Raw genomic sequence first — 15,400 nt, 5'->3', positions numbered from 1 at the left:
ATGGCGTCCGCATTAATCCCATTCAAAGCGCTTCAATCAGACCCCGACGCCGAAGATGGACAACGGGGCACCGGCTTAACCACAGAGAGGACCATAATGCGCATTCAAAAGTTCATGCTTGCAGCCTCGGCAGCAACCCTCGCCCTGACGATGGGAGCAGCCAGCGCCCAAGAAGTCGTGCGCATCGGCACCGAAGGCGCCTACCCGCCCTTCAACGTGCTCGAAGCTGACGGCACCCTGACCGGTTTCGACATCGACATCGCAAACGCCCTTTGGGAAGAGATGGAAGTCCAGTGCGAATTCGTGACCTCCGACTGGGACGGCATCATCCCCGGTCTGCTCGCTGGCCGTTTCGATGCGATCATCGCATCCATGTCGATCACCGAGGAGCGCAAGCAGCAGGTCGACTTCACCGAGAAGTACTACAACACGCCGCCAGCCATCGCCGTGCCGAACGACAGCGAATTGACCGAAGCCACCGACGAAGCGCTCTCCGGCATCGCGCTCGGCGCGCAGTCCTCCACGACGCATTCAAACTACGCTGAAGAGAAGCTGCCGTCGGCTGATCTGCGTCTCTATCCGACCGCCGACGAGTACAAGCTCGACATCGCATCCGGTCGTATCGATGCCGTCATCGACGACGTCATCGTTCTCGGTGAATGGCTCGATTCCGAGGACGGCGCCTGTTGCAAGCTTCTCGACACGCTGGAAACCGATCCGGTCATCAACGGCGAAGGCGCTGGCATCGCTGTCCGTCCAGGTGAAGATGAGCTTCGCGAGAAGTTCAACGCAGCCATCCTGGCCATCCGCGAAAACGGCACCTATCAGGAAATCAACGACAAGTATTTCGACGTCGACGTCTACGGCAGCTAAGCCCGACGATCATTCGAACTCCATCATGGCCGGCCGGCTCAAAACCGGCCATGATGGCTTTGTGCATCCATCGCGGCATGGATGATGGGGAAACGGGATAGCGGCAATGCTTCAAGCCCTGATGACTTGGCTCGATCCGCTATGCGGCACCCTTGGCATCTTCCGTCTCTTTCCCTCTGACAGCCTACTTGCCTGTGGCGATACCGGCTGGGGCGACGAGATCGCATCCGGCGTGTTTGTCACCGTGTCCCTTGCACTGGCGACGCTTCCCGTCGGCCTTTTCGCCGGCTTCATGCTGGCGCTCGCCAAGCAGAGCAAGGAAAAGTCCTTGCGGCTGGCGGCCGATATCTACACCACGATCTTTCGCGGCCTGCCTGAACTGTTGACGCTGTTTCTCGTCTATTACGGCGCGCAGATCGGCCTGCAGAACCTGCTCTCGGCCATGGGTTCGTCGACAACGATCGAGATCAACGCTTTTCTGGCCGGCATGGTCGCCCTTGGCCTCGTCTTCTCGGCCTATTCGAGCGAAGTGCTCGTCTCTGCCTTTCACGCCATTCCGAGCGGGCAGTATGAGGCGGGCGCGGCGCTCGGCCTTCGGCGAAGCACGACCATGCGGCGCATCATCATCCCGCAATTGGTGCGCATCGCGCTGCCTGGCCTCGGCAATTTGTGGATGATCCTGTTGAAGGAGACGGCACTCGTTTCCGTCATTGGCCTGGCCGATATCCTGCGCCAGACCGGCATCGCTGCGCGCGTGACGCGCGAGGCCTTCATGTTCTTCGGTCTTGCCTGCCTGATCTACCTCGTCCTCGCCATGCTGTCCTCGATCGTCATCCACTACATCGAGCGGTGGGCCGGTCGTGACGAGGCCCGCACATGAGCGTCATCCAGCGCATGCTGCCGCCTGAGCCACCTCCGCCTGCATTGGCAGCCGGTTGGTCGGCATCGCGCATCATCGGACACCTCTTCCTGGCGATCTGGATCGCCGGGAGCGTCGCGCTTTTCCTCTTTCTGGTGGGAAGCTACGACAGCCAGAAGATGATCCAGTACGGGCCCGGCTATCTGCGCGGCCTCTGGATCACGCTGCAACTGGTCATCATTTCCGTCGTGCTCGGCGCCATCCTGTCCGTTCCGGTCGCGCTTGGACGCATGTCGACGAACAAGGTGTTCGGCGCTCTTGCCTATGTCTACGTCTACTTCTTTCGCGGCACGCCGCTGATCGCGCAGCTCTTCCTGATCTATTATGGTCTTGGCCAGTTCCGCGGTGCTCTCGAGACGGTCGGGCTTTGGACGTTCTTCCGCGAGCCCTGGTACTGCGCCCTCTTCGCCTTCACGCTCAATACCGCCGCCTATCAGGCCGAAATCCTGCGCGGGGCGATCGCGAGCGTTCCTGTCGGCCAGCACGAGGGTGCTGCAGCGCTCGGCCTGCCGCGCAACGTCACCTTCCGCAAGATCATCCTCCCGCAGGCGATGATGGTGGCGCTTCGGCCCTATGGCAACGAGATCATCTTGATGATCAAGGGCTCGGCGATCGTTTCCATCATCACGGTCTTCGATCTGATGGGCGAAACGCGGCGCGCCTTCTCCCGCACCTTCGACTTTCAGACCTATCTCTGGGCCGCCGTTTTCTATCTTCTGATCGTGGAAGCGCTGCGCAATTTGTGGGCCGTCTTCGAACGGCGCCTCACGCGTCATCTCAAACGTTAACCGCCTGAAAATACGGTATAAAAGAATTTCCTCAAATTGCGTACAACCGCGAAAATGCTTGAAATGCCATGTCTTCTGGGCGATGGATGACTACCGGGATGTTCATGTGATTTGAAAAATCGAGGGACGCGCTTTTACGGACACAGCTTCCCGCTCCTCGGTCACTCTACCTGGCTGTCGAGATCGTTTCCGACTTTTGCCGATCGACTTGTCGTCGCCGGTACTTGATATCGAAAGAAAGCGCGCGTGGCTTCTGCGGAATTCGAGAGATTTGGGGAGCTGTTCAACGCAATCCCCAGCCCTTACATGGTACTCGACCCACAGCTGCGTTACGTCGCGGCAAATCCAGCCTACTGCAAAGCGACGGGCAAAAGCCTGGATGCCCTTCTCGGCAACTGCATTTTCGATATCTTTCCGAATGATGGGCCGGCAGGACGCGATCTGCGCGATTCGCTGAACCGGGTTTTGCGGAGCGGCAAGGCCGACACGCTGGCGCACATCCATTATGCCATTCCCAATGCCAAGGGCGATGGTTTTGACGATCGCTATTGGACGGCCATCCACTTCCCCATCCATGATGAGGAAGGGACCGTGACACACGTTGTGCAGAACACGGTCGATGTGACGGAGTTGCATCGCCTACGACGCTCGACCTTCGTGCCGTTCCGAACCGTTGGTCTCGAAACGGCCCTCATCCGTCGTGCGCAGGAGGCCGAAGAAGCACAAAAGGCGCTTCTTGAGGAGAACAACGATTTCCGCCGCCTGTTCAACCAGGCACCGGGCATGATTGCGGTTCTCTCTGGTCCCGAGCATGTGTTCACCTTCGTCAACGAGGCCTACACCCGCTTTGTCGGCCGCCGAAATCTGGTCGGGAAACCGGTGCGCAAGGCTTTGCCGGAGCTGTCAGGTCAAGGCTTCTACGAAATGCTCGACAGCGTGTATCAGACGCGCGAGCCGATCAGCCGTGAAGCCGCGCGCATCGTGCTGCAGCAGGAAAAAGGCGGACCGGAGAGCGAAGCCTTCCTCGATTTTACCTATCATCCCATCTTCGACAGCGCTGATCAGGTCACCGGTGTGTTCGTCCAGGGGCTGGACCGCACGGAGAGCGTCAAATCGGCGCGTGGCCGCGAGTTGCTGCTCCGCGAACTCAACCACCGCGTCAAGAACCTCTTCTCTGTCGCGATCTCGATGGTCACCATGACGGCGCGCAACGCGTCGACGCCAAAAGAGATGGCCGGAATTCTGACCGGACGCCTCAGCGCATTGTCCCACGCGCACGGCATGGTCATGAACGATGCCGGGTCCGATGCCGACGGCGGGCGCATCGCCTTCCACGATCTGGTCGAGCGGATCATGGCGCCACATGTGGACGCCGAAGGTTCGCGGATGAAGATCGAGGGCCCGTCCATCGTCCTTGGCTCAAAGGCCGCGACCAGCATGGCGCTGGTCATCCACGAAATGGCAACCAACGCCGCGAAGTACGGTGCTCTATCGACATCCGAGGGACGCATCAGCGTCGAATGGGAAACCGACAGCGATGCCTTCCGTTTGAATTGGAAGGAAACCGGTGGGCCCAAAATCCGATCGACGCCCGAACCCAGCGGTTTCGGGAGCCGGCTTGCCAAAATCAGCGTCGAAGGACAATTGGGCGGTAAGTTGGAATTCGCCTGGCCACCGGAAGGGGCGCAGGTCACGATCGCTTTTCCGCTAAAGAATGCTGCGCTTTAGGCCTGAGGCTGCGCTGGCGTAAGGTTCAGCGCGCAGCTGCGCGCAATTCCGCAGGTGTTACGGCGTCTGCTTCATTGTTGTCGTTGATCACGCCGAGCAGATGGCGCAGCGCGTCTTTGACGCCTGAGACCGTGTAGGGCTTCGATATGATGCCGTATGCGCCGACCAGATCTTCTGGCAAGGCGGCTCGATTGGCCGTGACGAACACAACGAGTGCGTTTGTGTTCTCAACCGCGAAGCGGGCAACATCGACGCCGGTGGGCCCGTCCAGAAGATGGACATCGACCAGGCACAGATCCGGTCGTGAGCGCTGAATGACATCGATCGCTTCGTTCTTGCGGCCGGCTTGGCCGGCGACGGTGAAGCCGACATCCTCGGCGATCATTTCCAAATCCAGCGCCAGCAGCACCTCGTCTTCGATGATGACGATCTTGCGCGGCTTGCGATGATCAATCGCCATGGGACCCCCCGTTGAGCGGCATCGCGAGTTTCACCCCGCAGTGCCCATCCATATCCGTAAATTCGATGCGGGCTTCAAGCTGCCGCTCGATGAGGCGCATCGTCCATCCCTCGATGCCGTCGAAGGCGCGACGGCATCTTGCTTCCGTCAAATCGGCCGACGAGACGTCGATGACGAGCTTCTCATTCTGCGTGCGCGCGCTGATTTCCAACTTGGCGCCGTCAACGATGTCCTCGGTGTTGGACACGAGACTGCGGACGAACTCATTGAGCGCGAGTGCCAGCGGGGCCGCTTTACCAATCGGCAGCAGCACCTCTTCCATCTGGTACACGGGCTCGGAATGCCTCCGCGGGTGGTTGGTCAGCACTTTGCTCACCAGAATGCGGACGAAGGTGTCGACGCGGAAATAGCCGATCGCTTCCTTGTTGTGCTGGTCCTTATGGGCAAGACCCAAAGCATCGATGCGCTGATGGAGCCGATTGACCACTTCGCGAGCTTCCGGACCGAGATCGCGGCGAAGTTCAAACCCCAGCAGAGAATTGATCAACTGAAGATTATTTTTGACGCGATGATCGAGTTCGTTGATCAGCCGCGAACGTTGAGACAGGAGCCGCATCAGCTCGCCGGTGCGATCGTCGATCTGCTGCTCGAGCAACGTCTTTGTCTCGCGCAATTCATCGTTCACAGAATGAAGATCGAATTCTGTCTGCTTCTTGTCGCTGACATCGAGCTGCGAGCCGAAGAAAAACTTCACTTCGCCTTCGCTGTTGCGGACGGGCGACAGGAACAGCGAATTCCAGAACGGGGTACCGTCCTTGCGGTAGTTCACCAGTTCGACGTGAACGTCTTCTTCACGCCTGATCGCTTGCGAAATCCGCTCGACTGCACGTCGACTCGTGTCGGGACCCTGGATGAAGCGACAATTGTGCCCGATGACCTCGTCGTGGTCATATCCCGTCAATCGACAGAACGCCTTGTTGGCGAAGATGATCGGGTTGTCCTGTTCCGAGGGTCCAGTGATGATCATGGCCATACGGGTACCATTGATCGCCGCCGCGAAGGGGTCACCGATGGCGTGCTGACTATAGAGCAGCTGTTCGGCAACCTTAGCGTCGGAAATTTGGCGACCCGTTGGTGGTTTACGCCCGTCGATCAAGCCACAGTGCCTCGATTGTAGAAGCGCCCAGGCCTCGCCCACGGCGTCATCTCGAATGATTGCTGGATCAACTCCCGATCCGTCGAAAGAGTTCCATCGGTGCGTCGATATCGGGACACCTAGAGCAACTTCCATGAAAGTCTCTGAAAGCGTTAAGGAATTATTTGCCATGCGCCTTCGGCGGATGGCTCATATTTCGCAGGATCCGTGTCTATCCTCAGCCCTTCCACATCGCTCCACGGCTCGGCCAGATCGCTATAGTGGCGAGAGAAGATGTTGCCGGATTGACCCGTCGTGATCATGAACGTGGATGCGTCCAGATCGGCAAGATCGTAGATCGCCCGGTAGCTCGACGCGTGGCGGTTCGCGAAGGGGTCGTCCTCGTTCGAAAACACTGTCCTGCCGCGGTCGAGCGTGAATGGCCCACCACCGCTTTCCACTTCGACGTTGAAGATGCGGTGAAGCGGAGAGACCTGGCCAAAAGGCTGGTGCACGCTCACCGCACGGTGTGCTTCGCCCCAGCGCCAGGCACTCCGATCGTCACCATAGCGTCGCTCGATATCGAACAGTGCGCGATCAAGCGCCTGACGCACGATGGCGGCGCAGGTTTCCCTCGCTTCGGTGTGGACATCATCGCACCAGTCGCGACTGGTATTTCCACCGAGCACGTTGGCCAACACGAGGCCGTGCGCCTGGAACCAGCCATCAAAGGCAGGGCCGAGATCATCGGCAAAAATCGCACGCGTCGCCTCGCGAAGCCATGCCATCGCGATGAGCGGCTCGGGGCGCTCCCGCGCCATCTGAAAATCCCAATCGGCCAAAAGCGCAAGGACGAAAGGATCACCTTCGCCTTCACTTTGCGCCATCGACAGCATCATCGGCATCAGCTCGGCGAAAACCGGCGAATAGACGTCCGCTTGCGCCGCGCGCGACAGTTCGACCGTATGCTCGTCTTCGGCATCGACGATGAGTGCATCCACGCGCTGCTGGCGATAGGGCTCGTCCCAGTCGAGCGTCAGCATCTCCGAATAATTGTCACCGACGATCCGGGTGTTGGCCGTTCCGATAGCGCCGACCTGAGGGTTGATCTCGCGCGGCAGCGCCTCGAAATCGACGAAGCCCTGCCAGTCATAGATCGCGTCCCACCCCGGAACGGGTGCACGGCCAATCACGAGATTGTCGGGGTGACGGACAGGCACGCGGCCGGGTGCAATCAAGCCAATGTTGCCTCGCCGATCTGCAACGACGATGGACTGCATCGGCGTGACGAAACCTTCCATGCCGGCCTGGAAGTCCGAGACGGTCTTGAAGTCCCAGAGCGCAAGGCCGACCGATATGGTGGTGTCGTCGCGAGCAAGTGCCGTCCATTGAAGTGCCGCCACATGGTCTGCCGGCAGCAGTCGATCCAGGTTGCGGTAGCTTGGCGGCAGAACCGGACCATGTCTGGTGCTGAGACGTGTGAAACGATGCGGTTCGGCACCGGAAATGACGATCGTCTCTTCGCGGCTGCCAAACAGCGCCCAACCGTCCGGGGTCCGGTAGCGATCCGGCTCGCCCGGCCGCACCTGCTCGATGAAGAGGTCCTGTGCGTCGATACCCGTGTTGGTGAAGCCCCAGGCCACATTGTCGTTGCGGCCAAGCAGCACGAGCGGCGCGCCGGCAAGGGTTGCACCCACGAGGTTCTGCGCGGCCTCATCGTCGGCGCCGTCCACACGCAGATGCGCGAGGTACCAGACCGATGGGGCGCTCAAGCCAAGATGCGGATCATTGGCAAGGATCGGAAGGCCTGTATCGGTGCGCTGGCCGGACACGACCCAATTGTTCGAAGCGCCCTCGCCCGTCATGCCGCCATGCTCGATCAAACCGAAGGGTTGCGGGCGAAGACCCGCTTCGCGCAGCGGTGCGGCGTCGCGTAGCTCCAGCAAATCGATGAGGTCCGGCAGTGCCGGTGCATCAAGCCCCGGGACCAGAGGCATAAGCTCGGCAATCTCTTCGGAGTTCAGGCCCTGGCGGGCAAAAGCGAGGCGGTTGATCTCGTCGCCGATATTGGCTGCGAGGCCAACGGACATCATCTTGACGACGGCGACGCTGTCGGCGGGTGTCCATGGCTCAGGTTGATGGCCGAGCGCCACGAATTCGACTGGAAGGCGCGAGGCAAAGAAGCGGTTGTCGCGCTGCAGCCAGGCATTCACGCCATCCGCATAGCGCTGGAGTGCCTCGCGATCGGCCTTAGGCAGAGCTTCGAGCGACGCAACCGATGCATCGTAGATGGCGACACTGCGCAGGAAGATATCCGTATTGAGCGTGGTCGAGCCGAACATTTCAGAGAGACGGCCCTGCGCCGCCATGCGCGCCACCTCCATCTGCCACAGCCGATCCTGTGCGTGGGCAACACCGAGCGCCGCGAAGACATCGTTCCGCGCAGTGCCGCGGATGTGCGGAACGCCATTCGCATCCCTCGCAATCGTGACCGGGCCGCTCATGCCCGCCATCTGGATCGTGCCTGCTGCAGGCGGCAGCGAGCGGGCGAGCCACACGACACCGAGACCAGCGGCGAGAAGCGCCAAGGGCAGCACCGCGAATGTCAGTGCAATGAGGACTTTGAGCGCACGCTTCATTGATCTATTTCCGGTTGGCACCTAAGCAGGTTGGCAACGCGTCTGCCGGCTCGGCTTGAATTTGAATGAGGAGAGAACGCAATGGCGAAAGTCGCTTTCATCGGTCTTGGCGTCATGGGCTATCCCATGGCCGGTCACCTGAAGAATCGTGGTGGCCACGAAGTCACGGTATATAACCGCAGCGCCGCCAAGGCGGAAAGGTGGGCCGCCGAGTTCAACGGGGCATCGCGGCCGACGCCGGCCGAATGCGCCAAGGATGCCGATTTCGTTTTCAGCTGCGTCGGAAATGACGATGATCTGCGCGCTGTGACCACAGGTCCCGACGGTGCTTTCCATGGTGTTAAAGCAGGCGCGATCTTCATCGACAACACGACTGCTTCTGCAGAAGTCGCGCGGGAGCTTGCCGCGGTGGCCAGCGACAAGGGCTTCGGTTTTCTCGATGCTCCGGTGTCGGGCGGCCAGGCAGGCGCCGAAAACGGCGCGCTGACCGTGATGGTCGGTGGCGACCAGGCGACGTTCGACAAGGCAAAGCCAATCATCGAATCCTATGCGAAGATGGTTGGTCGCATGGGAGATGTCGGCGCTGGCCAGCTGACCAAGATGGTCAACCAGATCTGCATCGCCGGCCTCGTTCAGGGCCTCTCGGAAGGCCTGCACTTCGGCATGAAGGCAGGGCTCGACATCGCGGCTGTCGTGGACGTCATCTCGAAGGGAGCCGCGGGCTCCTGGCAGATGGAAAACCGCTACAAGACCATGGTGCAGGGTCAGTACGAGCACGGTTTCGCAGTCGACTGGATGCGAAAAGACCTGTCCATCGTGCTCGATGAAGCGCGGCGCAACGGCGCGTCTCTGCCGGTCGCAGCCCTTGTCGATCAGTTCTATGCGGAAGTTCAGAAGATGGGCGGCAACCGCTGGGATACATCCTCGCTGTTGGCTCGCCTGGAGAAATAGCATTTCCTCACGATATTGACACGATATCTGACAAATCGTGTTTACAGGCCGTTAGTAGGGTATCATACACCAGAAGCAGCCGGGCGGAGAAGCCGCGGCGAACCTGACCACGGATGCTTCTGGTGCTTATCCGATACGATCTCGACACGCTGACTGGAGCCCGACCGCAGTTCGAACAGATCGGACTGACTGCGGACGACGTCTGCGATCTGTCCTCCTATTTCCGACGCACCGGTTTTTGGCGCACGGATATCGAGCAGGGGCTCACCTACTGGACGCGAGGCGTCTTCGATATCTTCGGCATGGAGTATCGCGAAGGTCCCGTATCCCTCACGGAAGCCAATGCGGCCATCCATCCGAACGATCTCGGCGCGATGCTCGAGATGGTCGAGCAAGCCACGATCATCCGGGCGCCCTTTCACGCGATCATACGGTTGCGGTCGCGCGAGAGCGAGTATCGCTTCATCCGAAGCGTCGGGAAATACCGTGAGACCGAAGACGGCAAACCGGAATTTGTGGGGATGATCTACGAATTCTTCGAGCCGATCCGGACGCTCGGCATGGCTGCGCCGGTCGACGAGTAATCTCAGGAATCGCTGGAGCGCCCGCCATCCACCACGAGATAATCGAGCGGTAGCTCCGTCGTGTACTTGATCTGCTGCATCGCGAAGCTCGAGGACACGTCGCGGATTTCGATGCGCTGGATCAGGCGCTTGTAGAAATTGTCGTAGGCCGCAATGTCGGGCACCACCACGCGCAGCAGATAGTCGACATCGCCGCTCATCCGGTAGAACTCGACCACTTCCGGAAAATCCACTACCACCTCCGAAAAGCGCTTCAGCCATTCGTGGCTATGCGCGCTCGTTCGGATCGACACGAAGACCGTGACTTGGGCATTGACCTTCGCCGGGTCGAGCAGAGCGACCCGCTTGCGGATGACGCCCTCCTCCTCAAGCTTCTGGATGCGCCGCCAGCAGGGAGTCGTGGACAAGCCCACCTTCTTGGCGAGGTCGGCCACAGCGAGCGTCGAGTCTTCCTGCAGAAGACGGAGGATTTTGCGATCAAGGCGATCCATGGACGGACTTCTCTAGAATGGTTTTGCGTGGATGCCTGGACGCAGCGGATCTGATGGAATGCTGTTCCAAGGCTTCTCTCATCGCGCTCTAGCACAGCGCTTCTGCAGCCTCAATGCTCCCGCTGATCGACAGCGTGCTTGAGACGTGCGGCAACCTGCTCTTGCAGATGAGGAACCAGCTTCTCGTCGAACCAGGCATTGCGCGACAGCCACGCATTGTTGCGCCAGGAGGGATGAGGCAGCGGGATGATGCACCGCCCTGCCCGCGCGGTTTCTTCGGCGATCTCCTCCCACGACTGGACGACGTCGTGAAGCGACCGGCCGCGCCACTGCGGCAGATGGTAATCCTGGGCATACCGACCGACGGCCAGGACGAGGTCGATCTGGCGCATGGCGGCAAAGACGCTGTCATGCCAGTTGGCGCGACACTCGCGCCGGGGCGGGCGGTCGCCGCCCTTTGCATCGAGCCCTGGAAAGCAGAACCCCATCGGCACGATGGAAAACCGCGCCGGATCATAGAACTCATCCTCACCCACCCCCAGCCATGTGCGCAAGCGATCTCCCGACGGATCCGTGAAAGGACGACCGGACGCGTGGACGCGGGTGCCCGGCGCTTGCCCGCAGATGACGATCCGCGCCGTGGACGACAACACGCACACGGGGCGCGGCTCGTGGGGCAGCGGCCGCGCGCGTCGATCCGGACGATCGCGGCAGATGCGGCACGCAGCGATGCGTTCGCCAAGTGCAATCAGGCTGTCATCGTCGGGTGTGGCCAAAGTGAAGCCGTCAGGCGCGCGCGCTCGGCCGCCCACTGACGCGCTCATGCCAGGCGCGCAGATGAGCAAGATGCTCCGGCATGTCGATCTTCGCCGGCTTCATGAAGCTGACGGAGACCATGGCCGAAATGTCGGCAATGGTGAACCGGTTGCCGGCGATGAAATCGCGGTGTGCAAGTTCACCATCCAGAAAAGACAGGAATTCGGTGACGCGCGGTCGATTGGCTTCGCCCCATTCCTTCACTTGCGGAACTTCCCATCCCTTCATCGCGGGATGCAGGTGCCTGAAGACGGCCGCGACGGAATTGAGAAAGTGCAGTTCCACGCGCCGGTTCCACATTTCGACCTGCGCTTCTTCCAGACCGCGGTGGCCGAAAAGGTTGGGTTCAGGATGAAGTGCCTCGATGTAGCGACATATGGCGACTGACTCCGTCAGCACCGTTCCATCATCAAGCTCCAGAACAGGCAAACGCTGCAACGGATTGAGTTTGCTGAGCGCTTCGCTCTTGTGACCGAGCGCGCCCATGTCGACTGGAACACGCTCTATCTCGATGCCTTTTTCGGCCAGGAAGATCGAGACACGCCTTGGGCTCGGCGCCTTGCCACCATCATAAAGCTTCATAGAACGTCCTCCCAATTCCGCAAGAGAGCTTTTCCTCGTGCTTCGAGCTAGGTTCTATGGGCTCGCCACGCTGGCCGCAATCGGTTGGCGTGTCTGCGCAGCATCTCCGTCGAAGGGTCTTCTTAATAAATTCTCGTTAACCTTCCCGCAAAGAACCGCATGACCCAGACGGACGATGACGATCGCACTCGAGAGCACCGGCGACAAGAATATCGTCGACCGATCACGCCCGCAGCGCAATGCCGGCGTGTCTCAAGCCGTGCGCGCAACCCGTGAACGGCTTCAGTTTCGCCAACCGCTGAGCCACCATTTCGCGCGCGAGATGATGCTGCTGCACATCAATTCGCTGCTGCAGGGCGCCGCGGCGATGCCATTGCTGGTTCTGGCCGCAACAGGCATCAGCATCTATTTCGGCGAATCCTTCGAACTGATCCCTTGGTCAGCACTCACACTGGCCGCCTACGCCATTCTGGTGTTCCTGGCGCGGCGGGCTTCAGCGAAGAGCTTCGACCCGGCCACGACGCGAAAGTGGACCATCCGCTTTCTCGTGGCGCATCTGACGATCGGATTGTGCTGGGCGATCTTTGCCTATCAGGATTGTGCGACCTGTTCCGGTCCATCCTTCTCGTTCTACAAGGGCGTCATCCTGCTCGTTGCCCTTGCCGCCTCCGCGATGGCGACATTTACGCTCAAGCGGGCGATCATCGCGTCTTTCGGTCCACCTGTGATTGCTTTTGGCCTCAGTGCCTATCTGCACGGGAGCCCCTACGATCTCGGCATGGCCGCCGTGCTCGGCGCCGCCTTCTGCTACTTCGTGTTCGTTTCGAACCGGCTTTATGTTTCCAACCTGACGCTGCTCTCCTTTCAGTCGGAAAAGGTGGCGCTGATCGCGGAGTTGGAAGTGGCGAATGCCGTATCCGACGAAGCACGCCGGCGGGCCGAAGAGGCAAATCTGGCGAAGTCTCGATTCCTTGCCTCCATGAGCCATGAGCTCCGAACCCCGCTCAACGCCATTCTCGGTTTCTCGGAGGTGATGAGCCAGGAGGTCCTGGGGCCAATGCCGAATCCGACGTACAAGGACTATGCCGCCGACATCCACCGCTCCGGCGAACACCTGCTCAACCTCATCAACGAGATCCTGGACCTGTCGAGGATCGAGGCCGGTCGGTACGATCTGACCGAGGAGGCACTGTCGCTTGTCGAGATTGCAGAGGACTGCATCGGCATGGTGCAGCTGAAGGCACGCAGCAAGCACATCGACATTCGCGCACAGGTCGAGCCGTCCCTGCCGCTCGTCTGGGTGGATGAACGCGCGATGCGCCAGGTGGTGCTTAACCTGTTGTCGAATGCTGTGAAGTTCACGCCGCAAAACGGCATCGTCACCGTCAAAGTTGGCTGGACGGCCGGTGGCGGCCAATATCTGTCGGTGGTCGATGACGGTCCTGGCATCCCCGAAGAAGAAATACCGATCGTGCTGTCAGCATTCGGGCAAGGTTCCGTCGCCATCAAAAGCGCTGAACAGGGCACCGGGCTCGGGTTGCCGATCGTCCAGGCCATCCTCGCCAAACATGGCGGTCAGTTCGTGCTGCGCTCGAAGCTGCGCGAAGGCACGGAAGCGATCGCGATTCTTCCGCCGCGGCGCGTTTTGCAAAGCATTCCGCCCATCGACGACGACAGCATCTACACGACGAAGCAGAAGAAGCCGGTTTTTGCTTGAACGCCTGGCCGATCAACGGCTCGAGACGAGCTTGTTCTTTACACGACGGCCCATGCGCCCGCATCATGAAGTTCTGACATCCAGCTGATTCGCTTGGACTTCCATGCATTCGACGCCCGCGACTTTCGACCAGACGCGCGAAGGGAGCCTCATCCAGTATGGGGCTCTGCCCTATCGGCTGCGCAAGCCGGGCATCGTCGATTATCTCGTGGTCACGTCACGGGGAACCGGTCGCTGGATTCTTCCCAAAGGCGGGCTCGTCAAAGGCAAGACGGCGGCTCAGTCCGCGGCGCAGGAGGCGCTGGAGGAAGCGGGCGTGCGCGGCAGGCTCCATGGCGAGCCGATTGGCGTCTACCGCACGACGAAACAGCGTCCACGCCCCATCTATGTCACCGTGCTGCTCTTTGCGTTGCAGGTGGAAGAAATGCTCGAGCGCTGGCCCGAGCAGGGTCAGCGCATCCGCAAATGGGCCAGTCTGGCCGAGCTGAATGAGCTTCTGACCGACGACGGTGCGGCCCAACTCATCGCCAAGTTCGACCGCATCATGCGCATCGACATTTCCGGCCAGTCCACGCGCAACTGACCGGTGCGACCTCTAGCGGTCAGTGCCGCTCGTAAAACGCATTCCCGCCCGCCTCGAGCCGGTAATGCATGTTCTTGTAAGGGAAGGTCAGGCCCGCCATGTGGAAAAACTTGGCGGCGTCCAAGTCCGGATGACGATGGCCGTCGAGGACCTTGTCGGCGGCAGCGACGACATCCGGCACCTTTTCCCGCGGCAGTTCACGAGAAAGCACGCCAGGGGCGAACTGGTTCTTCTGACCGACGACCTCGCAGATCGTGTCGGGGAACTCATCCGCCTCCACGCGGTTCATGACGACAGTGCCGACGGCAACGAGACCTTCTTCACTGGACCGGTTGGATTCGAAGAAGATCGCGCGCTCCAGGCACTCCCGCTCCTTTTCGCTGTAGGCCACTGGTGACGATACCGGCGCAATGGAGCCCGTGGCCATTTCATCGATCGCGTTGCCCGCCACGCAGCCGCTGAGTGACACGACGATTGTGATGCCCGTAATAGCGCGCACGCCCAAAGACCGGCCAATTGCCAGCTGATCGCCCATGAGAAACCCTCTTTACGCAAAACTGGGCTCCTGCTGCCGGCCTAATGAGGCGATAGAGTGACAGGGGGCGCAGAAACGCCCTTCGCAAATTTACTTGCGTTTGTTTTCAACTCATGCATACGCTCAAGCTGTTCGGGATGTGCTGACCCGGAGACTGGACTGACGTTCTTTCCCCGTACGTGACTGCTCGACACCGCCGCAGATCGCGGCCTGGCCATCCGCGCGATAGGCGCGCGGCGGTCGGAAACAACCGGGAAAAGGACCCAGTACCATGGCTCAGACGGGCACCGTAAAGTTCTTCAACACTGACAAAGGCTACGGCTTCATCACGCCGGATGGCGGCGCAAAGGACGTTTTCGTCCATATCTCCGCTCTCCAGGCTTCCGGCATCGCGCACCTCAACGAAGGCGACAAGGTCTCCTTCGACACGGAAGCCGATCGCCGCGGCAAGGGCGACAAGGCTGTCAACCTGCAGCAGCTCTAGGCGCTGATACTTTCGGCCGCTCCTCGGACCGGTCCGGCACACATGAAAGGGCGACCCTCGGGTCGCCCTTTTTTGTTCGAGCCATCAATGCCTCCGCAAAGCATCAAACGAGAAA

The 15,400-nt window shown here is 60.4% G+C and carries 15 protein-coding genes and 1 pseudogene; 9 read left to right on the top strand and 7 right to left on the bottom strand.

Going from position 1 to position 15,400, the window contains the following annotated elements; genetic code table 11:
* Positions 1-96: 96 nt before the first annotated feature.
* From D5400_RS10615 to D5400_RS10600, 4 genes are all read left to right on the top strand, one after another.
* On the top strand, positions 97-873 hold the full coding sequence (locus tag D5400_RS10615) for an ABC transporter substrate-binding protein (protein WP_126009995.1): 777 nt from the start codon (positions 97-99) through the stop codon (positions 871-873).
* Positions 874-979: 106 nt separating this feature from the next.
* Positions 980-1,753, top strand: a complete 774-nt coding sequence (locus tag D5400_RS10610; RefSeq protein ID WP_126009994.1) for an ABC transporter permease — start codon at positions 980-982, stop codon at positions 1,751-1,753.
* Positions 1,750-2,580 (top strand): ABC transporter permease, encoded by an 831-nt coding sequence (locus D5400_RS10605; RefSeq protein WP_126009993.1) that lies wholly within the window; start codon positions 1,750-1,752, stop codon positions 2,578-2,580. The genes D5400_RS10610 and D5400_RS10605 overlap by 4 nt, the downstream gene beginning before the upstream one ends.
* Before the next feature lie 246 nt (positions 2,581-2,826).
* A complete protein-coding gene (locus D5400_RS10600; protein ID WP_126009992.1) occupies positions 2,827-4,308 on the top strand; it encodes a sensor histidine kinase in 1,482 nt (493 codons plus the stop codon).
* A 25-nt stretch (positions 4,309-4,333) separates the two neighbouring features.
* Here D5400_RS10600 and D5400_RS10595 read toward each other — a convergent pair whose 3' ends face one another.
* From D5400_RS10595 to D5400_RS10585, 3 genes are all read right to left on the bottom strand, one after another.
* Positions 4,334-4,768, bottom strand: coding sequence for a response regulator (locus D5400_RS10595; RefSeq protein ID WP_126009991.1), 435 nt, complete (start codon positions 4,766-4,768; stop codon positions 4,334-4,336).
* Entirely contained in the window at positions 4,758-5,924 is a 1,167-nt protein-coding gene (locus D5400_RS10590) for a PAS domain-containing protein (RefSeq protein ID WP_164527857.1), read from the bottom strand. The genes D5400_RS10595 and D5400_RS10590 overlap by 11 nt, the downstream gene beginning before the upstream one ends.
* A gap of 152 nt (positions 5,925-6,076) precedes the next feature.
* Positions 6,077-8,542 (bottom strand): penicillin acylase family protein, encoded by a 2,466-nt coding sequence (locus D5400_RS10585; protein WP_126009989.1) that lies wholly within the window; start codon positions 8,540-8,542, stop codon positions 6,077-6,079.
* An 81-nt stretch (positions 8,543-8,623) separates the two neighbouring features.
* On the opposite strand from D5400_RS10585, the gene D5400_RS10580 reads away from it, so the two are divergent.
* Both D5400_RS10580 and D5400_RS10575 read left to right on the top strand, forming a co-directional pair.
* Entirely contained in the window at positions 8,624-9,493 is an 870-nt protein-coding gene (locus tag D5400_RS10580; protein WP_126009988.1) for an NAD(P)-dependent oxidoreductase, read from the top strand.
* Positions 9,494-9,615: 122 nt separating this feature from the next.
* The gene (locus D5400_RS10575) at positions 9,616-10,077 is read left to right on the top strand and encodes a PAS domain-containing protein (protein WP_164527856.1); all 462 of its coding nucleotides are present in this window, start codon (positions 9,616-9,618) and stop codon (positions 10,075-10,077) included.
* Positions 10,078-10,079: 2 nt separating this feature from the next.
* Here the strand turns inward: D5400_RS10575 and D5400_RS10570 are convergent, their stop codons facing one another.
* From D5400_RS10570 to D5400_RS10560, 3 genes are all read right to left on the bottom strand, one after another.
* The gene (locus D5400_RS10570; protein ID WP_126009986.1) at positions 10,080-10,568 is read right to left on the bottom strand and encodes an Lrp/AsnC family transcriptional regulator; all 489 of its coding nucleotides are present in this window, start codon (positions 10,566-10,568) and stop codon (positions 10,080-10,082) included.
* A 110-nt stretch (positions 10,569-10,678) separates the two neighbouring features.
* Entirely contained in the window at positions 10,679-11,392 is a 714-nt protein-coding gene (locus tag D5400_RS10565) for a uracil-DNA glycosylase family protein (protein WP_126009985.1), read from the bottom strand.
* On the bottom strand, positions 11,355-11,966 hold the full coding sequence (locus tag D5400_RS10560) for a glutathione S-transferase family protein (RefSeq protein WP_126009984.1): 612 nt from the start codon (positions 11,964-11,966) through the stop codon (positions 11,355-11,357). Before D5400_RS10560 ends, D5400_RS10565 begins: the two co-directional genes overlap by 38 nt.
* Before the next feature lie 175 nt (positions 11,967-12,141).
* Here D5400_RS10560 and D5400_RS10555 point away from each other — a divergent pair, with 175 nt between their 5' ends.
* Together D5400_RS10555 and D5400_RS10550 are read left to right on the top strand one after the other, a co-directional pair.
* Positions 12,142-13,683, top strand: coding sequence for a sensor histidine kinase (locus D5400_RS10555; protein WP_126009983.1), 1,542 nt, complete (start codon positions 12,142-12,144; stop codon positions 13,681-13,683).
* Between the two features lie 103 nt (positions 13,684-13,786).
* A complete protein-coding gene (locus D5400_RS10550; RefSeq protein WP_126009982.1) occupies positions 13,787-14,266 on the top strand; it encodes an NUDIX hydrolase in 480 nt (159 codons plus the stop codon).
* Between the two features lie 25 nt (positions 14,267-14,291).
* Here the strand turns inward: D5400_RS10550 and D5400_RS10545 are convergent.
* Positions 14,292-14,693 (bottom strand): annotated as a pseudogene (locus tag D5400_RS10545) (cell wall hydrolase); the annotation flags it as partial.
* 379 nt (positions 14,694-15,072) lie between these two features.
* Here D5400_RS10545 and D5400_RS10540 point away from each other — a divergent pair.
* Positions 15,073-15,285 carry a cold-shock protein gene (locus tag D5400_RS10540; protein WP_126009980.1) on the top strand — a complete coding sequence of 71 codons (213 nt, stop codon included), beginning with the start codon at positions 15,073-15,075 and terminating at the stop codon, positions 15,283-15,285.
* Positions 15,286-15,400: the final 115 nt, after the last annotated feature.

This window comes from Georhizobium profundi (genome assembly GCF_003952725.1).
GTDB lineage: Bacteria > Pseudomonadota > Alphaproteobacteria > Rhizobiales > Rhizobiaceae > Georhizobium > Georhizobium profundi.
This window is presented reverse-complemented; position numbering and strand designations above follow the sequence as displayed.

What these genes read in the sequence shown, in the direction of transcription:
- D5400_RS10550 (WP_126009982.1), top strand. Translation starts at nt 13,787, where the DNA reads ATGCATTCGACGCCCGCGACTTTCGACCAGACGCGCGAAGGGAGCCTC.
- D5400_RS10580 (WP_126009988.1), top strand. Translation starts at nt 8,624, where the DNA reads ATGGCGAAAGTCGCTTTCATCGGTCTTGGCGTCATGGGCTATCCCATG.
- D5400_RS10565 (WP_126009985.1), bottom strand. Translation starts at nt 11,392, where the DNA reads ATGAGCGCGTCAGTGGGCGGCCGAGCGCGCGCGCCTGACGGCTTCACT.
- D5400_RS10570 (WP_126009986.1), bottom strand. Translation starts at nt 10,568, where the DNA reads ATGGATCGCCTTGATCGCAAAATCCTCCGTCTTCTGCAGGAAGACTCG.
- D5400_RS10615 (WP_126009995.1), top strand. Translation starts at nt 97, where the DNA reads ATGCGCATTCAAAAGTTCATGCTTGCAGCCTCGGCAGCAACCCTCGCC.
- D5400_RS10585 (WP_126009989.1), bottom strand. Translation starts at nt 8,542, where the DNA reads ATGAAGCGTGCGCTCAAAGTCCTCATTGCACTGACATTCGCGGTGCTG.
- D5400_RS10560 (WP_126009984.1), bottom strand. Translation starts at nt 11,966, where the DNA reads ATGAAGCTTTATGATGGTGGCAAGGCGCCGAGCCCAAGGCGTGTCTCG.
- D5400_RS10555 (WP_126009983.1), top strand. Translation starts at nt 12,142, where the DNA reads ATGACGATCGCACTCGAGAGCACCGGCGACAAGAATATCGTCGACCGA.
- D5400_RS10605 (WP_126009993.1), top strand. Translation starts at nt 1,750, where the DNA reads ATGAGCGTCATCCAGCGCATGCTGCCGCCTGAGCCACCTCCGCCTGCA.
- D5400_RS10540 (WP_126009980.1), top strand. Translation starts at nt 15,073, where the DNA reads ATGGCTCAGACGGGCACCGTAAAGTTCTTCAACACTGACAAAGGCTAC.
- D5400_RS10595 (WP_126009991.1), bottom strand. Translation starts at nt 4,768, where the DNA reads ATGGCGATTGATCATCGCAAGCCGCGCAAGATCGTCATCATCGAAGAC.
- D5400_RS10610 (WP_126009994.1), top strand. Translation starts at nt 980, where the DNA reads ATGCTTCAAGCCCTGATGACTTGGCTCGATCCGCTATGCGGCACCCTT.